Origin of the sequence: Nocardia mangyaensis (genome assembly GCF_001886715.1) — a bacterium.
In the GTDB taxonomy this organism is placed as follows: domain Bacteria; phylum Actinomycetota; class Actinomycetes; order Mycobacteriales; family Mycobacteriaceae; genus Nocardia; species Nocardia mangyaensis.
Genome location: NZ_CP018082.1, coordinates 7,012,192 through 7,030,635 on the forward strand (window position 1 = coordinate 7,012,192; position 18,444 = coordinate 7,030,635).

26 protein-coding genes are annotated in these 18,444 nt (G+C 65.8%); 5 read left to right on the top strand and 21 right to left on the bottom strand.

Translation table 11 applies throughout. The features are described 5' to 3' along the window. Positions 1-4: 4 nt before the first annotated feature. Both BOX37_RS31830 and BOX37_RS31835 read left to right on the top strand, forming a co-directional pair. Positions 5-538 (top strand): STM3941 family protein, encoded by a 534-nt coding sequence (locus BOX37_RS31830; protein ID WP_156910662.1) that lies wholly within the window; start codon positions 5-7, stop codon positions 536-538. A 13-nt stretch (positions 539-551) separates the two neighbouring features. Continuing rightward, positions 552-1,097 (top strand): STM3941 family protein, encoded by a 546-nt coding sequence (locus BOX37_RS31835; RefSeq protein WP_156910663.1) that lies wholly within the window; start codon positions 552-554, stop codon positions 1,095-1,097. On the opposite strand, the gene BOX37_RS31840 is transcribed toward BOX37_RS31835, so the two are convergent. The 11 genes from BOX37_RS31840 to BOX37_RS31880 all read right to left on the bottom strand — a co-directional run bounded on the left by BOX37_RS31840 (position 1,057) and on the right by BOX37_RS31880 (position 7,212). After that, entirely contained in the window at positions 1,057-1,620 is a 564-nt protein-coding gene (locus BOX37_RS31840) for a hypothetical protein (RefSeq protein ID WP_071930847.1), read from the bottom strand. The two genes, BOX37_RS31835 and BOX37_RS31840, sit on opposite strands and share 41 nt — an antisense overlap. Beyond that, the gene (locus BOX37_RS31845; protein WP_071930848.1) at positions 1,536-1,856 is read right to left on the bottom strand and encodes a hypothetical protein; all 321 of its coding nucleotides are present in this window, start codon (positions 1,854-1,856) and stop codon (positions 1,536-1,538) included. Before BOX37_RS31845 ends, BOX37_RS31840 begins: the two co-directional genes overlap by 85 nt. A 19-nt stretch (positions 1,857-1,875) precedes the next feature. Further along, entirely contained in the window at positions 1,876-2,022 is a 147-nt protein-coding gene (locus tag BOX37_RS34530; RefSeq protein WP_156910664.1) for a hypothetical protein, read from the bottom strand. A gap of 43 nt (positions 2,023-2,065) precedes the next feature. After that, positions 2,066-2,728 (bottom strand): phage tail tube protein, encoded by a 663-nt coding sequence (locus BOX37_RS31850; protein WP_071930849.1) that lies wholly within the window; start codon positions 2,726-2,728, stop codon positions 2,066-2,068. 39 nt (positions 2,729-2,767) lie between these two features. Then, positions 2,768-3,214, bottom strand: a complete 447-nt coding sequence (locus BOX37_RS31855; RefSeq protein ID WP_071930850.1) for a hypothetical protein — start codon at positions 3,212-3,214, stop codon at positions 2,768-2,770. A gap of 240 nt (positions 3,215-3,454) precedes the next feature. After that, positions 3,455-3,751 carry a hypothetical protein gene (locus BOX37_RS31860; RefSeq protein ID WP_071930851.1) on the bottom strand — a complete coding sequence of 99 codons (297 nt, stop codon included), beginning with the start codon at positions 3,749-3,751 and terminating at the stop codon, positions 3,455-3,457. After that, positions 3,729-3,959, bottom strand: a complete 231-nt coding sequence (locus BOX37_RS31865) for a hypothetical protein (protein WP_071930852.1) — start codon at positions 3,957-3,959, stop codon at positions 3,729-3,731. The genes BOX37_RS31860 and BOX37_RS31865 overlap by 23 nt, the downstream gene beginning before the upstream one ends. A 161-nt stretch (positions 3,960-4,120) precedes the next feature. After that, positions 4,121-4,804 carry an alpha/beta fold hydrolase gene (locus BOX37_RS31870; RefSeq protein WP_240505131.1) on the bottom strand — a complete coding sequence of 228 codons (684 nt, stop codon included), beginning with the start codon at positions 4,802-4,804 and terminating at the stop codon, positions 4,121-4,123. 427 nt (positions 4,805-5,231) lie between these two features. Next, complete coding sequence (locus BOX37_RS31875; RefSeq protein ID WP_156910665.1) at positions 5,232-5,777, bottom strand: ImmA/IrrE family metallo-endopeptidase; 546 nt, start codon at positions 5,775-5,777, stop codon at positions 5,232-5,234. Between the two features lie 140 nt (positions 5,778-5,917). Then, positions 5,918-6,058 (bottom strand): hypothetical protein, encoded by a 141-nt coding sequence (locus BOX37_RS34535; protein ID WP_156910666.1) that lies wholly within the window; start codon positions 6,056-6,058, stop codon positions 5,918-5,920. A 470-nt stretch (positions 6,059-6,528) separates the two neighbouring features. Then, on the bottom strand, positions 6,529-7,212 hold the full coding sequence (locus BOX37_RS31880) for a hypothetical protein (RefSeq protein ID WP_167660017.1): 684 nt from the start codon (positions 7,210-7,212) through the stop codon (positions 6,529-6,531). 388 nt (positions 7,213-7,600) lie between these two features. On the opposite strand from BOX37_RS31880, the gene BOX37_RS31885 reads away from it, so the two are divergent. Further along, the gene (locus BOX37_RS31885) at positions 7,601-7,990 is read left to right on the top strand and encodes a helix-turn-helix domain-containing protein (RefSeq protein ID WP_167660018.1); all 390 of its coding nucleotides are present in this window, start codon (positions 7,601-7,603) and stop codon (positions 7,988-7,990) included. 85 nt (positions 7,991-8,075) lie between these two features. Here the strand turns inward: BOX37_RS31885 and BOX37_RS31890 are convergent, their stop codons facing one another. Further along, entirely contained in the window at positions 8,076-8,390 is a 315-nt protein-coding gene (locus BOX37_RS31890; RefSeq protein WP_071930857.1) for a hypothetical protein, read from the bottom strand. A gap of 469 nt (positions 8,391-8,859) precedes the next feature. Beyond that, positions 8,860-9,366, bottom strand: coding sequence for a hypothetical protein (locus BOX37_RS31895; protein WP_338039872.1), 507 nt, complete (start codon positions 9,364-9,366; stop codon positions 8,860-8,862). Positions 9,367-9,970: 604 nt separating this feature from the next. On the opposite strand from BOX37_RS31895, the gene BOX37_RS31900 reads away from it, so the two are divergent. Further along, positions 9,971-10,276 carry a hypothetical protein gene (locus tag BOX37_RS31900; RefSeq protein ID WP_071930859.1) on the top strand — a complete coding sequence of 102 codons (306 nt, stop codon included), beginning with the start codon at positions 9,971-9,973 and terminating at the stop codon, positions 10,274-10,276. A gap of 1 nt (position 10,277) precedes the next feature. On the opposite strand, the gene BOX37_RS31905 is transcribed toward BOX37_RS31900, so the two are convergent. From BOX37_RS31905 to BOX37_RS31920, 4 genes are all read right to left on the bottom strand, one after another. Next, a complete protein-coding gene (locus BOX37_RS31905; protein ID WP_071930860.1) occupies positions 10,278-10,649 on the bottom strand; it encodes a hypothetical protein in 372 nt (123 codons plus the stop codon). Between the two features lie 51 nt (positions 10,650-10,700). Then, on the bottom strand, positions 10,701-10,865 hold the full coding sequence (locus tag BOX37_RS31910; protein WP_240505132.1) for a hypothetical protein: 165 nt from the start codon (positions 10,863-10,865) through the stop codon (positions 10,701-10,703). Between the two features lie 114 nt (positions 10,866-10,979). Beyond that, a complete protein-coding gene (locus BOX37_RS31915) occupies positions 10,980-11,849 on the bottom strand; it encodes a MaoC/PaaZ C-terminal domain-containing protein (protein ID WP_071930861.1) in 870 nt (289 codons plus the stop codon). Continuing rightward, positions 11,849-13,204 carry a 3-oxoacyl-ACP reductase gene (locus BOX37_RS31920; RefSeq protein ID WP_071930862.1) on the bottom strand — a complete coding sequence of 452 codons (1,356 nt, stop codon included), beginning with the start codon at positions 13,202-13,204 and terminating at the stop codon, positions 11,849-11,851. Before BOX37_RS31920 ends, BOX37_RS31915 begins: the two co-directional genes overlap by 1 nt. A 172-nt stretch (positions 13,205-13,376) precedes the next feature. Between BOX37_RS31920 and BOX37_RS31925 the strand changes: the two genes are divergently transcribed. Further along, positions 13,377-14,711 (top strand): acetyl-CoA C-acetyltransferase, encoded by a 1,335-nt coding sequence (locus BOX37_RS31925; protein ID WP_071930863.1) that lies wholly within the window; start codon positions 13,377-13,379, stop codon positions 14,709-14,711. Positions 14,712-14,780: 69 nt separating this feature from the next. Here BOX37_RS31925 and BOX37_RS34540 read toward each other — a convergent pair whose 3' ends face one another. The 4 genes from BOX37_RS34540 to gnd all read right to left on the bottom strand — a co-directional run bounded on the left by BOX37_RS34540 (position 14,781) and on the right by gnd (position 18,270). Further along, positions 14,781-14,999 (bottom strand): hypothetical protein, encoded by a 219-nt coding sequence (locus BOX37_RS34540; protein WP_156910669.1) that lies wholly within the window; start codon positions 14,997-14,999, stop codon positions 14,781-14,783. Between the two features lie 277 nt (positions 15,000-15,276). Next, entirely contained in the window at positions 15,277-16,266 is a 990-nt protein-coding gene (locus tag BOX37_RS31935; RefSeq protein ID WP_071930865.1) for an alpha/beta hydrolase, read from the bottom strand. An 84-nt stretch (positions 16,267-16,350) separates the two neighbouring features. Then, positions 16,351-17,052 (bottom strand): hypothetical protein, encoded by a 702-nt coding sequence (locus BOX37_RS31940; protein WP_071930866.1) that lies wholly within the window; start codon positions 17,050-17,052, stop codon positions 16,351-16,353. Positions 17,053-17,238: 186 nt separating this feature from the next. Beyond that, entirely contained in the window at positions 17,239-18,270 is a 1,032-nt protein-coding gene (gene gnd, locus BOX37_RS31945; protein ID WP_071930867.1) for a phosphogluconate dehydrogenase (NAD(+)-dependent, decarboxylating), read from the bottom strand. Positions 18,271-18,444: the final 174 nt, after the last annotated feature.

Here is an 18,444-nt window from a genome sequence, read left to right on the forward strand (position 1 = left end):
GTGCATGCGAAATCTGTTGCACGAGTACAAGACTCCCAAGAAGGTCTACATCAGACTCATCGCATACGGACTACCATTGACCCTGGTATCGTTTCTTGTTGCCGTCTACGGCGGCAGCCTTCCCGAATTGCTCTTCGGAAGCATCGGCACAGTATTCTTCGGCGGTTGTCTGATCGCGGCAATTATCCGACTGCTCAGCAAAACACCCGAGCTGATCCTGTACAAAGAAGGCATTTACAGCTTCCAAACCGGGTACATACCGTGGACAAACATCTACCGCGCAGATGTGCACACATCGATGATCGGGAGCGATGATTTCTTGGAATTGTACCTACGCGACCGGCGAGCGTACATGAAGACCAGGCCGATTCTGGCTCGCATCATCGCATACGGAAACCGGATGATCGGACACCAGTACGCATCCATCTCCATGTCACTCATCTACCACAGCTCCGCATCGAGAATCATCTATGTAATACACAGCAACTGTCCAGACGTGGAAACCCCGCTCAGCATGCTGCACGAAGAAGAGCATTAGGAATCAACCTGCCATGCGAACTGTGTTGCGCGAGTACAAGACCCCCAAGAAGGTGTATGTCAGGCTGATAGCCTACGGACTACCATTGACCCTGATCTCATTTCTTGTAGCCCTGTACGGCGGCAGCCTTCCCGAATTGCTCTTCGGAACCATCGGCACCGTATTCTTCGGCGGCTGCCTGATCGCGGCAATTATCCGACTGTTCAGCAAAACACCAGAGCTGATCCTCTACAAAGAAGGCATTTACAGCTTCCAAACCGGATACATACCGTGGACGAACATCCACCGCGCCGATATACGAACGCAGATGATCGGCGGCAATGCCTTCGTGGAACTGTATCTACGCGACCGCAGGGCATACATGAAGACCAGACCGCTCCTGGCTCGTATCATCGCGTACGGAAACAGGATGATCGGGCACCAATACGCATCCATCTCCATGGCACTCATCTACGACAGCTCGGGACCCGGCATTGTCTATGCAATACATAGCGTCTGCCCGGACGTGGAAACCCCGCTCAGCCTGCTGCGCGACGATCCATCGGACTCTTCGCGGTGAACTGATCGATCAGCTGTCGCATCGCACGCGACCGGCGTTCGGCCCGAATGACTTCGAGCGCGGTATCCGGGCGGGGAACCGGCCGTAACGCCGCATCTCCCCCACCGGCGGCGGCGATCACAGAGGCCTGCACACCGTGCACCGCGTCGATGATCGACAGCAGCAGATAGGTGTCGAGGGTGTATTCGTCCGGGCTCAGCGCCTCCGGCTGGTCGTCCGGCGATTCTACGAGCTGGTGCTCCAGGACGAGTTCGGCCAGTTCCCGGTCGGTGAGCAGGGCCGAGCGATAGCGCGAGCCACGGGGCAGGCGGTCCTTGAACCGCCAGATCGTGCGCCAGTCGCGCGTACGGTACTCCTTGGGCCCGAAGCATTCTCGGACATCGATGCCGCGCTCGAGCAGATCATAGTCGAGCGCGGCACCGAAGCGGTCCCAGAACTCTACGAGCCCGCGGATCCCCCCGGCAGTTCCCGGGCGCCTTCCCCGAAGAAGAAGGCGTACAGATCCTGCTGGAACGCCGTCCACTCGTCCAGCGGACGTTCGTCGAACAACTCGACCACCGCCGCGTAGCTCTCGCCCAAGGCGATGGCGAGTTGGCGCTCCTCGTCGGGCTCGTCGCTCAGCGCGAGCGCCTGGCGACGGGTCAGCGGTGCGATCACGATCTCGTCGGTGAGCATGTACGGCCCGCGGCGCACCGCGGCCACCTCTCGTTGGAGTTCGTAGAATCGCCCGCTCGGGGTGGACTTACCAGTGGGTTCCATGGGTGCAGTTCTCCGGGTGCTACTCGGGGGATTCCGTCGTGGTGGCGCGCACGACCTCGTGGCCGCGCGCGAAGACCGCGTTCACGAACGCGGTGGCGTCGAACACCTCGTACTCGTTGGTGCCGTCGGTCAGGGTGACCGGGTATTCGGTGGGAATGGCGGGCATCTGTGGCTCCTGTTCGATTCGGATGGTCGGTCGGTGCGGCGAATTACTCGCTCGCGGTGGCAATTCCGGTGTGCTCGAGGATCTTCTTCCAGCCCGCGCCGCCGAAACCGTGTGCCACGGCGTAACCGGCGGTGTCGTCCTTGAACGCCGTGAGCGTCAGCTTCTGGCTCATGATGTCGGTGGGCACCCACTGATCGCCGCCGTAGTTGCTGACCGCGACCTTCGGCAGCACCTTGAAGATGTAGATCGGTTCGGCGTCACTGCCGTCGCGACCGATCACCACGGCCGAGTAGTAGGTGATCTGCTCGGCGCTGGGCTGGGCGAAGAAGACCTCACCGGAGGCGGCGTCGGCCCGGACCTGGGCCAGGTTGGTGTTGGTGGCGAGCTGCAGACTCATCGCGTTCGTCTGCTGGGGCTCGAATTCGAGGGTGGTGAGATCGCTGGTCACGTCATTGCGCGACGGCTGCAGCTCACCGTAGGACTCGATCGGCGCCGCGGTGATGGCGCGTGCGAAGGCCACACCGGTCTTCTTGTCGATCAGACCGACCGACTTGTAGTCGGCGGGCAGAGGCAGCAGCGCACCGGAGGAATCGGTGAACGCCGCGGGCACGGCCGTGTACCAGGGCGCGAGGAACACCGCGGCATCGAGCGGCTTGAGCAGAAGCTCGTTGCGCGCGTCCTTGAGCTGGCTCAGGTTGGTTGGCATGGATTGCGCTCCAATTCGTGGAAAGGGACTCGCCGACGGTTACTGGCGGCGAGCTTGCAGCGAGAAGCCCAGCTCGACCATGCGATCGAGCGGATCCAGGTTCGGCAGGTCCGCCGACCCCTGACTGCGCTGCACGGTTGGGGGGAAGTACTTCAGCTCCTCCGGCGCGATCTCGGCGACCCAGTCGATGAGCACCCCGTTCACGTCGGTCCCGGCGACGCCGAGGACCGCCCCACGCACCTGCCCGGCGAGCTGCGTGGCGGGGCCACGGTCCGTGGCCACCAACACAACCCGCAGCTGTGCGGTATAGGTGACCGAATTGACGTCCGTCGTTCCCCGCACCTTCCTGACCCAGGCCAGCGGCAATGCCGCGTCGAGATCGCTTCCCGTCGCGGGCAGACTGGTCACGGTCGGGACGATCGGGGTGAGCAAGTCGACCAGGCACTGCTCGAAGTCCGGGAATTCACCCGGCACGGGATAGGTCATGATTCCTCCAAGCGAGGGTGGACGGTGTGATACGGACGGGAGGGGCCCGTCCCGGGCGAGGGGAAGTTCCGGGACGGGCCCCAGCCGGACCCCTTCGGTCCGCGACGCGGCGGCGTCTACGACCGCACCACCTGCGGGAGACGGGCACGCGGGCCGAAGGGGCGGGCATGCGGTGGGCTCTGAACCCGCGGACGTGTCAAGAGTTCTCCGGGGGCCGACCGCATGGGTCTGGGGTAGAGGTCAGATCTGCTCGTGCAGGGTGGCCGGGATGCGGTAGCGCGCGGGCGGCGGCTCCTGGCCGGGCACGTGCAGGCGCAGGAAGGCCAGCAGCTCGTCGATGTGTCGCTGCAGGGCGCGGATCAGTCGGATCGCGTCACGGAACCGTTGCTGATCGGTGGCGGCCTGCTCTTCCAGGGCCACCACGCGTGCGCGCAGCTTGGCGACCTCGCGGGCCTGCCACGCGGTCACCGCGCCGATGACGGTGGCGACCGCGACCCCGATGGCCTGTACCAGCTCAGGACTGAGCCATCCCTGCATCCGGCTCACCGCCCGATCGCCGCACCGGCGTGACAGCCGGTCTGATCAGCGCTCCGGCCAACACCGGAGTCGCCAACCCATACAGGACGAGCACGGATTCGATCCAGGCGGTGTCGACCTCTCGGCCGAGGAGATAGGCGATCACACCGGTGATCGCGACCAGCACGGAACGCACCAGCGCGGGCTCGGGAGCCTTGCTGATTCGCATGTTGATTCCTTTCGACAGCGCACGGTCCCCGGAGGGGAGCCGGCCGGACTAGACGATGAGCGGCGCGACAGCGGCGGCCAGCTCGGCGATGAGGCGTACGAGCGCGAACCACTGCTCGAGGGTGAGACCTGCGAACATGGCGAAACCTCCTTTCCGGGTGTTCAGAGACGACCGTTGGCGACGTCGCGGTTGAGGGCTTGGGCCAGGGCGGTGGTGTACCCGAGCCGGATGTAGTCGTCGGTGTGGCGGCCGTCGAACAGGTAGCCGCGGGCGTAGGCGAGAGCGCCTGCCCACTGTCGCCAGTTGTCCAGCGACCACCAGCGCTGCAGTTGATTCCGCGACGCGGTGTTGAGCATCTGGTGGGCCCAGTGCACGGCGGCGTTCGCGTCGGCGAAGCTGAAGAAGGCGCTCAGGTCGGCGATGGTGCGCAGCGGATTGCCGGCCGGAAGTGCGGTGATCGGGTCGCCGGGAGCTGCGGCCCAATACGTGGGGATGCCGTCGATCGGGCGCTCACCGACCACACCGTAGCCGCCAGGGTCGGTGTCGCCGAGGTAGTGGCCCGCGGGCCTGCGTGGATCCGCGATCAGCGCGCAGGCGATTACCTCACGACCGCGATGCGCACCTCGCCCGATCTCTGCGGCGAGGTCACCGGCGACAGCGGCACCTTGCGAATAGCCCGCCAGGACAACAGGATTTGGTGATCTGTCGACAGCAGCCAGCAAGGCGCGCTTGCCGGCGGCGACACTGTCCGCGTAACTCACCGGCGTTCCGTAGGCGGCGGGATACGCCACCATGCGGGTGGTGAAGATCGAGGTGTCGAGCGCGTGTATGAAAGTCTCGGTCACGCCGTCCCCGCCAGGATTCCAGGTACCGCCGACCACCAGAACGTCGATGGTGCGAGTCTGCCGGTTCGCGCGCGGCGACCTGCTCGACGACCACAGCGACATGTGAATTCCTTTCACGGGCGCCAACGACCGGCGCGAACTCTTGCGTTCATGGCAACGGCCACGTTTCTGGGTTGCGGTCCCGCTCCGGACGAGCCAACGCCCGGAGCGGGACCAATTCGCCCCTGCGCGGCGTCGACGTCTGCGACCGCGGATCATCAGCAGGAGACGGGCGCGTCAGGGGCGGGCATGCGGCGGGCTCTGAACCCGCGGGATCGAATGTTCTTCCGGGGGCCGACCGCATGAGCTGGGGCTCGACGCGAACACGCCGAGACGACGATGCCCCCGTTCCGAATGCGGAACGAGGGCTGAAAATTGTTGTTGCGTACTACTTCCGGTGCCTGCCCGGCGCCAGCTGCCGCAGCATCTCACCGGAACTGGAGGTCGGCCACAGACACTTGTACGGATAGTCGGTGGCCATGCCGGGGAGCCAACCCAGCCGATTCAGCAGATGTACGGGAATCATGCCGAACTCCTCGTTGGAGAGGTGCTGTAATCGCCAGCCGAGGAGGAACTCGGTCACGCCGAGCAGGGCGGCGACCTGCGGCATGGTGTTACCGATCTCGAGCGCGTCGCGCAGGTTCGCCAGCGGAATCAGCCGGTGCGCCACCACGTGGTGCACCTGCATCTCGATGCGCCCGCGCCAGCGTTCGCCATCGAGTGCCGCCGCCAGCTCCGGACTTTCGGCCATTTCGATGTGCGCGACGGAGTGGGCGATCACCTCGTTGCGCACATGGCCCGACAGATCCGCCTGAATCAGGACGGCGCGGTCGGCGACCGACCAGTAGGACACGAAGTCGTACACGACGACCGAATCGACCCTGATCCCCTCGTTGAACGCGCTCTCCTGGGCGTTGAACCCATTGCGCTGCATCGCCACATCTTGCCGGTCAGGCGCTACCGCATCCGACTCACCTTCAACACCCATGGGGTTACACAACTCTCACAACTCGCACACGATCACGACCCGCCGCATCATCACCACCCCGACGGTGTCAGATGCCAGCTTCGGGGTCAGCGTGAGCTGTGCTGCACTACCGCGAAGGGCGGGCGCAGTGAGCGCCAGCGATCGACCGCGCTGGCGACGACGTGCAGATCCGCGCCGCAGAGGTCGGCGAGGTCGACATGACCGGCGCGTGACCGTCCGGCCGTCATCCGGTCGTCCGCCCCGCCAAATGGCTTGTCGCCCGCACGGGTGGACCGCTCCTCCGCGGGCCTGCCCGAGTCGTCCGGAGTGAACGAGTCAAACGCACCTGACACAAGAAACCTCACCCAGCAGCCGAAATGAACAGACTCTCGGTCGAGAGCTCCTACCCGATTCTAGCGTCGAGCCCGACCTTCACCTCGGTCAGGATCTACGGTCGGCGACCCGCCGACAACGATACTTGGTGTGCCTCAGCAGATTTGGGCATACGGGATCCCGCTGCGACTATCTTGCAACACTCCCGCCACCGTGTCAACCTTCGGCCCACGAAGGGAAGAAGTCGCAGGTGAGGGCACTGCCCTCACTGGCGCTCGCCGCGCCCCGGGCGCGGAATCGGCATTGGCGTAAGGCTTTTCGACCCCCAGAACGCCGATGGGGCGCCGGCCACTTCGGCTGGCGCCCCATCGGGTCACTGCGTTCGCTAAGCATCTTTCCCACGGTGGCGCATCGGCAGCGTCCGGTGCGCATCCAGAACCTCGCCCACGACGTACAGCTCGGGCCAATTCGGCGCCCACGGGCCGGGAACGGGACGGATCAGGCCGGCCGCACGCAGTGTCCGCACGCGCCGCACGGTCAGATTCCGATAGCCCTCGCCCAGCTTCTGCGCGAGCTTGCCGATCCCGGCGGCATTGAGCCGAACCGCCCTGGCACGCACAACCAGCTCGTCATCCGCCGCGGCCGAGTCGAGGGGCGGGCACACCACCGCCACCGCCGCCCCCACGGCGGCGGCGATCTCGGCGGGCGCCGCATCGACGCCCTCGGTCATGGCGAGCGCAACGATGTTGCGCTGCAACCACTCCGCCACATCGGCGGTACTCGCAGCACCGTCGTAGTGGTGGCCGCGCTGCTCGCAGACCAGCCGAACCCAGGAGACCAGCACCGCGTGGAGGTGATCGGCCACGCACGCCGCGGCAGAATTGAACGGGAGTCGCTGCTCTCGCGAGCCGTTGCGTGTTCGGTAGTCCACCGCGCCGAACCGCGTCTGCCGCGTCCGTGCGTCCAAGAGATCCTGCGCCAAATCCGGGATGTCGCCGAGCATTCGGGCCAGATCCCGCGCGGCAGTTCGATCCAGATACAGGTGGGTGTCGTCAGCCCACCTGTCCAAGGGTGTCACACCGCATGAATCCTCACGCATGCGGCTCGACGCCGTTCCGGCATCGCTCGCGGCCATGTAGTCACTCCTTCGATCGTTGCGGGCCTGCGCCCTGGTCGCGCCCCGGACCGCGCCACCCGCGACGGGCGACACACCTGGGCGGCGTCGACTGGATGCCCTTGCTGAGCCCCCCAAACCAACACTCGTTGTATGCAACGTTGTTGCAAGGCTTCTGTCAAGCGGAGGCAAAGCCGCATTCCTTCGGTTGGGCTGCATCACAACAGAGTTCGTTGAGTACTGTTATGGCTATCAGCCATGCGGCAAAAGCCGTAGTGTTGACATGCTACGACCGATGTATGCACTTAATGCATCAGTGCAAACAATCTGCTACCCTCGCTACATGGTGAGACCACGGAGTGCGGTGGTTCCTCCCGAGGTCAGCGCCACCCTGCGGCTTGCTCGCAAGGAGCGTGAGATGTCGATGGACCGCGCCGCGAAGACAGCACGAATCAGCACCAGCCTGTGGACACAGGTCGAGAACGGCACCCAGTACAAGCGTGGACAGAAGGTCGCCGCCAGCACCACTGCCGAAACGCTGCAGGCCATGGCTGAAGCCGTCGGCCTCGACGCGACTCCCCTACTGACACAGGCGGGCCTGGAGCCCGTCCCGGTCGAACACCCCCGACCGCAGCACCAAGACGGCATCGTCGATCTCTCCGGACTCTCCGAGGGCGATCTCCGAATCGTGGCGGCGTACGTCAACGGACTTCGGGCGGCCAGGCACAGCTGATCGGCGACTCCACCCGGACCCCGGCACGAACAGCCCTTGAAACGACGAATGCCCCGCTGAGAGCGGGGCATTCGTCGAGTTGATGTCAGGCGTCCGGGTCGGTGGTGTCGTCGTCGCCGGCCGAGCCGGTGGTCAGCGCCTTCAGCAGAGCGGCGATGCCCTCGGCGGAGCCGGTGGAGGCCTCTTCCTCTGAGATCGCATCGGGATCGGTGGCGTCTTCGCCCGCCGAGCCGGAGCTCAGCGACTCGAGCACCGCGGCGAGGCCCTCGGCCGAACCGGTGGAAGTCTCCTCGGCGGCGGAAACGCCGGTGCCGAGCAGGACCATTCCGGCCGCGAGAGCGATGCCGAGGCCGAGCGTGCGAATCTTCTTCATGAAGTCATTCCCCTTGATATTGCGCATGATTGCCGACTACTCGCCGGACGGGAACTTTCTAACACGGATGGCTGACACCGCCCCAGCCCGAGCTTTTCGGGGCATTCACGACGGGAAGGCCCCGAGTTAGCCAGCGCGCCGAACATGTTCACTCCGAATCGAGGATTGCACTGTGATCCTTCGACGAGTGATACTTCGATCTCGCCACTTTCGACGACTCCCGCGCCGTCGTCGCTGGACAATCGTTCGAATGGGCGGAACACGCGGCCAGCGACCAGGCGAACCAGCATAGGGAGCCCTCACCTGCCAGTACGGAACAATGGTTACTACCCAGCTATCCGCCGATGAACGCCATGATTGATCTCACGTCATATCCATGTAACATTCCTCCGGACTGAAACGATTGCGGAACAGCGTTTCTCGGAGTCGTCTCTAGAGTCCTCCGCTGCCGATATCCGCACAGTTGGCCCAGTCGTTGCCGGGCCAGAGACTGCGGCTAAGCAGGGCAGTTGACCGTGTACTCCCATTTGGTCTCGTCCAATCCACTGACGCGCACAGTCACTGTCGTCGCATTCCCCGCGGGCAGCGATACCACCGCGGAACCGGTGCCCTCGTTGATGTTGTCGCCGACATAGCCGGTATCGAGCACCTGCGCACCCTCGTAGAACGCCTGAATTCGGTCCGGAATGTTCAGGGTTTCATAGGCGAGGACAAATGTGGTGGGCCCCGCCACACCGAGCTGGTGCACGGTGGTCGTCACGCCCGCGCCGCCGGACTTGGTCGACCGGTTGCACTGTTGCGCGGCCTCGGCGGACCCGCCACTCGCGCCGCCGCCGAGTATCCCGCTCCCGGTGTCGAGCAGTTCACCGAGAATCCCACTACCGGAGTCGATCACGCCGCTCCCCGTCTCACCGCTACCGGTGTCGGCTCCGGCCACGCCGGCGAACACGACGAGCGCGCACGCCGCCACGGTCGATGCCCCTGCTGTTGCGTACTTCAACACTTCCTCCACGCCACTTCTCGCCACGAGTCCGATCGGGTGAAACACGCACGGCGACCGCATGATCGCCGGATCCCCGAGGGCTCGATGTCGTCCCGTTCACCCAGCCCGATGGCTGGGCAGAGAAGTTCTAACACTCTTTTTAGAGGATGTGGTTTCCGTGAAATTCGGGAAGGAGAAAGTTCAAATGCGCTGCGGTTGCCATATTTTGACAGTCGGCAGTGTTGACATCCCGGCAATAACCCGTTGCCAGCCCACATGGCATCGAGCTACCCCTTAGCTCGCAGAACAAAGAACTGGTCAGTAGAACTAGCGATCCGATATATCCGATTTCGGCAATTGTTTCGCTAATCATCTCAGCGAAATTGAGTAATATCACAGCGAATTGCCGTAACGGGCCATCCGCGCCTGGCGATGCATCGGCCCCGGAAGCGACACGTGCGGTCGAATTACGTTGCAGCACTATCTATTCAGTCGGTCGGTTAGGATGAGGTCGACGCCACCCGCCGGATCGAACCGAAGCGTCGGCGCGGAAAGCCGAGGTTCTCCGACAGTGCGGGCACCACGCCGGCAAACCGGAATCCTCGGTCGAGGCGCCTATGGAGACATGCTCACCGGAGCCTCGTTCGCAGCGATTGCCGTCGGACTCTTCTTCGTGGCGCTCGGTGTCGCGATCGGTGAGTCGGCGATCGCGAAGACGAGCCTGCTCCCGTTCGGCGCGATCGGACTGGCCGACTACTACGCCGCGAAGGGTGAACGCTCGCCCGCGGTCCATCAGACGGGACAGCCGGGAACTGCATTCCTGCGGTTTCGTGGATGTGCGGAGACGCGGCCGTCGATGGTACTGATGGGCACAACACTGCGGCGCGTGAAAGTCCGCAACGAGACGCTGCGACAGTGTCCCCGATACTGATCTACCGGTTCAGAAGCTGACCGGCACGTTGGAACGAGACGCCGAGAACCTGCCCGATCTCACGAAGGGTCAAGCCTTCGTCCGCCAGCCGCCGAGCGGCGCGTTGAGCCGCTGCCGCTGCCGACGCCTTGATCTCATCGACCTTCGACAGCAACCGCTTGGACTCTTCCCACTCTTCACGTACAGCTGCTGGTAGCTCGATCTCGACGTCGACCTCGAAAGATGTGGGCGCCACCTCGAGCATGGTGGCGATCAGGTCACGCGCCATCGGCTCGACTTCTCGCAGATTTCGCGCCTGCGTCCACTGGTCGATCTCGGGAACATGGACAAGCCAGAATCGACCATCCCGCTCTGTGTGGGCGGTGTACTTCATTTCCGCCACCATCCTTCTCCGAGTACTTCCTCGCACTGCTTATAGACCATCTCAGCGTAACGATTGCCGAGTTCGGCGTGCCGACCGATCGGGATCTTCTTCCCCTCCCAGCTTGTAGATGGTGTGATTGCCACCTTCCCGCTCGACCTCCCAAGTCAGCCCGGCCGCCTTCGCGGCGTCGCCGATCTTCCTCAGAAGGTCGTTCCGCTTAGTCATGAATGCTAGTCTAGTCTAGGATTGACAGTCAATCCTAGACTAGACTAGCTGGGGCCCCGGTATGCGACCAAGGGCCGCACATCCGGTGGATGTACGGCCCTTGGGGGTGTCGGCTCAGCGCAGGGTGGCGGTGAGGTGGGGGTAGCCCTTTTTGGGGTGGAGGATGGACAGGTCCCAGCCCGATTCGGCCTGCTCGGCGTAGATGTTGATCGACGAGGGCAGGAAGATCGGCTTGCCGAATTTCACGGCGTAGGTGGCCTTTTCGGGGACGCGGCCCTCGATGGTGCTGAGGATGTCGGCCGCCGACCACATGCCGTGGGCGATGGTCTTGGGGAAACCCATGGCCTTGGCGCCCAGGCCGGAGACGTGGATCGGGTTGCGGTCGCCGGAGGCGGCGGCGTAGCGGTTGATCGTCTTCTGATCGACGCGCTGCACGCGCAGCGGGGGCGGCGGGACCTGGTCCTCGGGGGGCGCGGACTTCGGACCACCCGAGAGCGAGGTGCGCTGCTGGTGCAGCATGGTCGAGACCTGGCGCCAGACCAGTTCGCGGCCGACTCGGATCTCGGTCACCGCGTCGATCAGCAGACCCTTCGGGTGCTCCCGGAGGTTCTCGACGTGGGCGGTGAAATCGAGCGGTTCGGCGACCGAGATCTCGCGGGTGCGCTCGATGACGTTCTCGAGATGCACCGCACCGACCGCGGTGAACGGGAAGTCCCGGGCCACGATCAGTTCCATCATCAGCGGGAACGACAGGATGAACGGGTAGGTCAGCGGCAGGGTGTCGCTGAACCGCAGGCCGGTGGCGTGGCAGTAGGCGGCCAGGTGATCGGGATCGACCTGGAAGCCGTCCAGCACCACGCGGCGATCCGGCAGCCCCGGCTTGCGGCTCGACAGCGGGGCCGGCAGCGGGACAGCGCCCAGTGCCGCCTTCGCGTAGAGCCCGCCGTTCTTCGGGACCTCGGAGAGGGTGATCGTCTGGGTCATCAGGCGCCGATCAGGCTCTGACCGCAGACGCGGACCACGTTGCCGCTCACCGCGTTCGACGCCGGGCTGGCGAAGTAGGCGATGGTCTCGGCCACGTCGACGGTCTGGCCGCCCTGCAGCAGCGAGCTCATCAGGCGACCGGCCTCGCGGGTGCCGAGCGGGATGGCGGCGGTCATGGCGGTCTCGATGAAGCCCGGCGCTACCGCGTTGATGGTGATGCCCTTCTCGGCCAGCACCGGGGACTCGGCGTCGACCATGCCGATGACACCGGCCTTGGAGGCGCCGTAGTTGGTCTGGCCACGATTGCCCGCGATGCCGGCGATGGAGGACACGTCGATCACGCGGCCACCCTCCTTGAGCACACCCTTGGCCACCAGGCCGGAGGTGATGCGGTGCGGGGCAGCGAGATTGACGTTGATGACCGAGTTCCAGCGGCCCTCGTCCATGTTGGCGAGCAGCTTGTCGCGGGTGATACCGGCGTTGTGCACGACGATGTCGATGCCGCCGAAACGCTCCACGGCGAAGTCGGCCAGGCGCTCGGCGGCGTCGGGCGCGGTGACGTCGAGAGCCAGTGCGGTGGCACCGATCTTGTTGGCGGTGGCCGAGAGGGCCTCGCCCGCGGCGGGGATGTCGGCGACGATGACGGTGGCGCCGTCACGGGCGAACACCTCGGCGATGGTGGCGCCGATGCCACGCGCGGCACCGGTGACCACGGCGACCTTGCCGTCGAGGGGCTTGTCCCAGCTGGCGGGGGCGACGGACTCGTTCTTGCCGACCCGGATGACCTGGCCGTCGACGAAGGCCGACTTGGCCGAGAGCAGGAAACGCAGGGTCGACTCGAGGCCGGTCGCGGCGGTGCCCGCTTCGGGGTGCACGTAGACCAGCTGGCCGGTGGCGCCGCGCAGCAGTTCCTTGGCGACCGAGCGGGTGAAGCCCTCGAGCGCGCGCTGGGCGATCTGCTCGTCGACCGAGCCGACCAGCTCCGGGGTGGTGCCGAGGACGACGACACGCCCCGACGGTGCCAGGTTGCGCATGGCGGGCTGGAAGAATTCGAACAGCTGCGCGAGCTTGTCGATGGAGTCGATGCCGGTAGCGTCGAAGACGAGGGCGCCGTACTTGGTGCCCGAGTCGAGCGAATCGGCGACGGTGTAATCGGAGAGCAGCGCGCGGACCGGTTCGGCGAGGCGGCCCTTGCCACCGAGCAGAACGGGACCGGGAAGCGCGGGCTCGCCCGCCTTGTATCGGCGCAGCTCTGCCGGCTGGGGCAGGCCCAGCTTGCTCGCGAGGAACGCGCCGGGGGCGGAGTGGATGAAGGATCCGTAGAGGTTGGGTGCACCCTTGCTCTTGGCTGCCACTGTTCCTACCTTCTCTGTGCTCGACGTGTTGTATGACCGTGCTCGCCCAGTGTCCCCCGTGTTGGCGCACATTTGCGGGTACGGTGTCGACAACGAACTTACTCCAGAGTAAGTTTAATGTAAACCGATACGCCTGACGTACCCGGAACCGACGAGACCATGGAGAACTCGAGTGACAAGCAAAGCCCGCTCGGCGACGGCCAAGGCCAAGACCACTGCCAAGAGCGCGAAGACCGCGCGCCCGGTCGCCATCGTTGGTGGTAACCGCATCCCGTTCGCTCGCTCGGACAAGGCCTACGCGAAGGCCTCCAACCAGGATATGTTCACCGCCACCCTCGACGGGCTGGTCAGCCGCTTCGGCCTGCAGGGCGAGCGCCTCGGCATGGTCGTCGGTGGCGCGGTGCTCAAGAAGGTCGGCGAGCACAGCCTGATCCGTGAGAGCGTGCTCGGCTCGAAGCTCTCGCCCTACACCCCCGCCCACGACCTGCAGCTCGCCTGTGGCACCGGCCTGCAGTCGGTGGTCACCGTCGGCGACGCGATCGCGCTCGGCCGGATCGAGTCGGGCATCGGCGGCGGCGCCGACACCACCTCCGACGCCCCGATCGGCGTCAGCGAGGACATGCGCGAGTGGATGCTCACCGCCAACCGCGCCAAGACCAACAAGGACCGCCTCAAGCTGGTCGGTCAGCTGCGTCCGGGGATGCTCGGCATCGAGATCCCGCGCAATGCCGAGCCGCGCACCGGGCTGTCGATGGGTGAGCACGCCGCCATCACCGCCAAGGAGTTCGGCATCGCCCGCGAGGCGCAGGACGAACTGGCCTACCTCTCGCACAAGAACATGGCCGCCGCCTACGACCGTGGCTTCTTCGACGACCTGATCACCCCGTTCCTCGGCCTGACCCGCGACGACAACCTGCGTCCCGGCTCGACCGTGGAGAAGCTGGCCACCCTCAAGCCGGTGTTCGGCACCAAGCTGGGCGACGCGACCATGACCGCGGGCAACTCCACCCCGCTCACCGATGGCGCCTCGGCGGTGCTGCTGTCGAGCGACGAGTGGGCCGCCGAGCGCAACCTGCCCGTGCTGGCGCACCTGGTCGACTCCGAGGTCGCCTCGGTCGACTACATCCACGGCCCCGACGGCCTGCTGATGGCGCCCACCTACGCGGTGCCGCGCCTGCTGGCCCGCAACGGCCTGACCCTGCAGGACTTCGACTACTACGAGATCCACGAGGCCTTCGCCTCGGTGGTGCTGGCCACCCTGGCCGCGTGGGAGTCCGACGCCTACTGCAAGGAGCGCCTCGGCCTCGACGGCGCGCTGGGCTCGATCGACCGCAGCAAGCTCAACGTCAACGGCTCCTCGCTGGCCGCGGGCCACCCCTTCGCCGCGACCGGCGGCCGCGTCGTCGCCTCGACCGCGAAGCTGCTGGCGGAGAAGGGATCCGGCCGCGCGCTGATCTCCATCTGCGCCGCGGGCGGCCAAGGCGTGGTCGCGATCATCGAGCGCTAGCCAACACCGCACACGCAACGGCGGGTGGTCTCCGAGTCTCGGAGACCACCCGCCGTTGCGTTCATGGGGTCAGCGGCACAGGGGAATGTAATGGGGCTCGGGGGAGGCCCAGGTGCCGCAGAGGATGAGCTTGAGGAAGCCGATGGGGAAGTCCAGGACGGCGGAACCGGTGCCGGCGGAACCGGACTCGGCGATCACCGCCGGGGCCGCGGGGGTGGCCATGGCGGGGGACGCGGTGGCAGTAGCGATACCGGCGACGGCGGCGGTGGCGACGACGAGTCGGATCATACGACGATGCATGGGGAGCCTTTCGAGAACGTGAGCAAAGCTAACTAACTACCCAATCGGGCGGCTCGGCCCGTTCGTTACCAACGATTCTTCGGCATCGATACTCGAATTTCTTTGCCCTGTAAGCTATTCCATGCGGAACCAAAGGCTCTCGCGTCAGCTCGTCGATCACCGACGGTGCTCGCGTGGGAGCGGCGGTCGCCGTGGGGGCGACACCGGGAACAGCTGCCATCAAAGGTGCCAGGCACTTCGACGGTGCGTGGCAACACCTTTCGGGCTACTCGGTGCCGATGGCCTCGGCCAGGAGCGGCCAGGAGTTGTGCAGGTCCTGTTCCCAGTACTTCCAGGTGTGGGTGCCCGCCGGACGGAACTCGGTGTGGGCGGGGATGTTCAGGTCCGCGAGGCGGGCGGCCAGGCGCTGAGTGCAGAGGTTGGCCGCCGCCTCGATGGCACCGCCGAGCAGGATCTGGTCGGTCATGCCGATGACCTTGCCGGGGCTCGCGCCCGGCGGAAGGGTCTCGGCGATGCCGGGCAGGCCGGTGGCGCTGGAGAGGTAGATGGCCTTGCCGCGCAGGCGTTCGGCGTTGAGATAGGGGTCATTGGCCCGCCAGGCGGGGTCGCCGGGCGGGCCCCACATATTGGCCGGGTCGGCGCCCGCGCGGGCCAGGACGAGGTCGATGTAGGCACGGCTGAGGGGGTCCTCGACGGAGGCGCAGCCGCTGTAGGCGCCGACGGCGCGGTAGCGGTCGGGGGCGGCGATGGCGAGATTGAGCACTGCGGTGGCCGACATCGACAGGCCCGCGATGGCATTCACGCCGGTGGTGTTCAGGGTCTCGTCGATGATCGGCGGGAGTTCCTCGGTGAGGAAGGTCTGCCACTTGTTGCGACCGAGCTCGGGATCGTCGCGCTGCCAGTCGGTGTAGTAGGAGAACTTGCCCGCGGCCGGGGTGATCACGTTGACGTTCTTGTCGGCGAAGAACTGCACGATATCGGTCTGGTTGTACCAGTTGGCGACGTCCTCGCCGCCGCCCGCGCCATTGAGCAGATACAGCGTCGGGCGCGGGGCGCTGGTGTCGTACGGCGTGATGACCTGCAGCGGGATCACCCGATCCATCGCCGCGGAGTACACGTGCAGCGTCTGCTCGCGCTGCCCGGGACGGTCGATGTGATCGAGCCGCGAAGAGTCCGCGCCGGCCGCGCCGAACGAGCACAGCGTCAGCACGAGCGCCGAAACCAAGGCCGCGATCGGCCGCTTGCACACCACCATGAACCCTCACCAGACGAACGACAGGACCACACCCGAGCGCCGGGGCGACAGCGCGAACCGCCCCGGCGACCAGGTGCTACGCGATCAGCTTCCGATCAGATTGCGCAGCACGTCGGAGAGGATGTCGGTCGCCGAGCCGGTGGAGCTCAGCTGGCCGTCGGAGGATCCGAGACCGTTGTCGCCGAGGCTGCCGATCACGGTCTCCCCGGCGTTGGCACCGCGGGCGGTGAAGCAGGCGGTGAGGCCGGGCAGTTCGGTGCCGACACCCACGGTGCCCGCGACGCCGACGCCACCGCTGGTGATCGCCTGACCGGCCTTGACGCTGCTCGGCACGGGGTAGGTGATGGTCAGGGTGACCGGGTTGCCGGAGTTGACGAACCAGCCGGTGCTGGTGACCTTCCAGCCGCCCGCGTTCGGGGTCGCGGTCACGTCCTCGGTGCGCTGGCCGCCGATCGCGTGGTAGGCGGTGATGGTGGTCTTGGTCGGGGCACCGAACCCGACCGGCGGGAAGTCGGTGATGGTATTGACGTACGGGTTGCCGATTCCGGTGGTCCCGACGATCACCTTGTAGGTGACGCTGGTGCCGACCCCGATCGTCTCGGCACTCGCGATCTTGTCGTAGACATGGGTGACGCCGACCGTGCTGGCGTCACGCTTGGTCGCGTGGCTGCTGACCGCGCAGTCGGGAGCGGCCGCGGCGATGCCGGAACCGAGGCTGACGCCGACACCGGCCACGACCAGGGTGGTGGCCGCGATTCCCGCGGCGATACGCGAAGTCCGGAACATGATTTTCCTCCAAAGTCCCAGCGAGGATGGCCGGGACGAATCCTCATCAGGTGGGCTTTCCCCCCTCTGGCCACAAGGTATCGGCCGGACTGGACGGTTGTCCTGAAAAATAAGAACACGTTCTCATTTTTGTGGAACATCTCTGTTTAACCTCGCGTTTGCGGCCGTTAAGACCACTTGACAGGACTACTTCGGCGGCAGCTCGTTGTGGCCACCGAAAGCCTTGCGCATCGCCGAGAGCATCTTGTCCGCGTAGAGGGCCTCGCCGCGCGAGGAGAACCGCTGAAACAGGGCGGCGGCCAGCACCGGAACCGGGACGGCGGTGTCGATGGCGGCGTCGATGGTCCAGCGGCCCTCGCCGGAATCGGACACCCGGCCGCTGTAGGAGTCCAGATTCGGGTCGGCATAGAGGGCGGACGCGGTGAGATCGAGCAGCCAGGACGCGACGACCGACCCACGCCGCCACACCTCGGTGATCTCCGGGATGTCCAGGTCGTACTGGTAGTACTCGGGGTGCTCGAGCGGGGTCTCCTCGGCCGAGTGCTCGCCGTCACCCCGCACGGCGCCCACGTTGGCGTGGTCGAGGATGTTCAGACCCTCGGCGTAGGCGGCCATCGCGCCGTACTCGATGCCGTTGTGCACCATCTTCACGAAGTGACCGGCGCCTGCCGGCCCGCAGTGCAGCCAACCCCGCTCGGCGGGCGTCGGCTCCCCGGTGCGGCCCGGGGTGCGCGGCGCGGCCTCGACACCGGGCGCGATCGACTCGAACAGCGGTTCGAGGTAGCGCACCTGCTCCGCCTCGCCGCCGATCATCAGGCAGAAGCCGCGCTCGAGCCCGAACACGCCGCCGGAGGTCCCGATATCGAGGTAGTGGATGCCCTTGGGCGCCAACGCCTTCGAACGTTCGATGTCCTCGTGGTAGCGGCTGTTACCGCCGTCGATGATGATGTCACCCGGCTCGAGCAGCTCGGCCAGCTGATCGATCGCGGCGCCGGTCGCCCCGGCGGGGATCATCACCCACACCACCCGCGGCGCGTCGAGCATGCCGACGAACTCCCGCAGGTCCGTACTGCCCCGGAAGCTGTCACCCAGCTCGTTCGTCAGCTCGGTGATGTGACCCTGGTGACGTTCGTGACCGACCGCCGTGTGCCCGTCCCGCACGATCCGGCGCACGATGTTGGCGCCCATCCGGCCGAGGCCGATCATTCCCAGCTGCATCAGTTCTCCCTCGTTGTCCGGTCCCTGGTGGCGAGTCTCACGTCAGATTCTCCGCCCGGCCGGGCGGGCACGCGGGGCGGCATCACCGGGGCCGCCGAAATTTCCCGGATTCAGGCTGTAACGCCCCGCTCCGGGCCGCGATAAACAGATCGGCTCCGTGTAGTTGCCAGACCC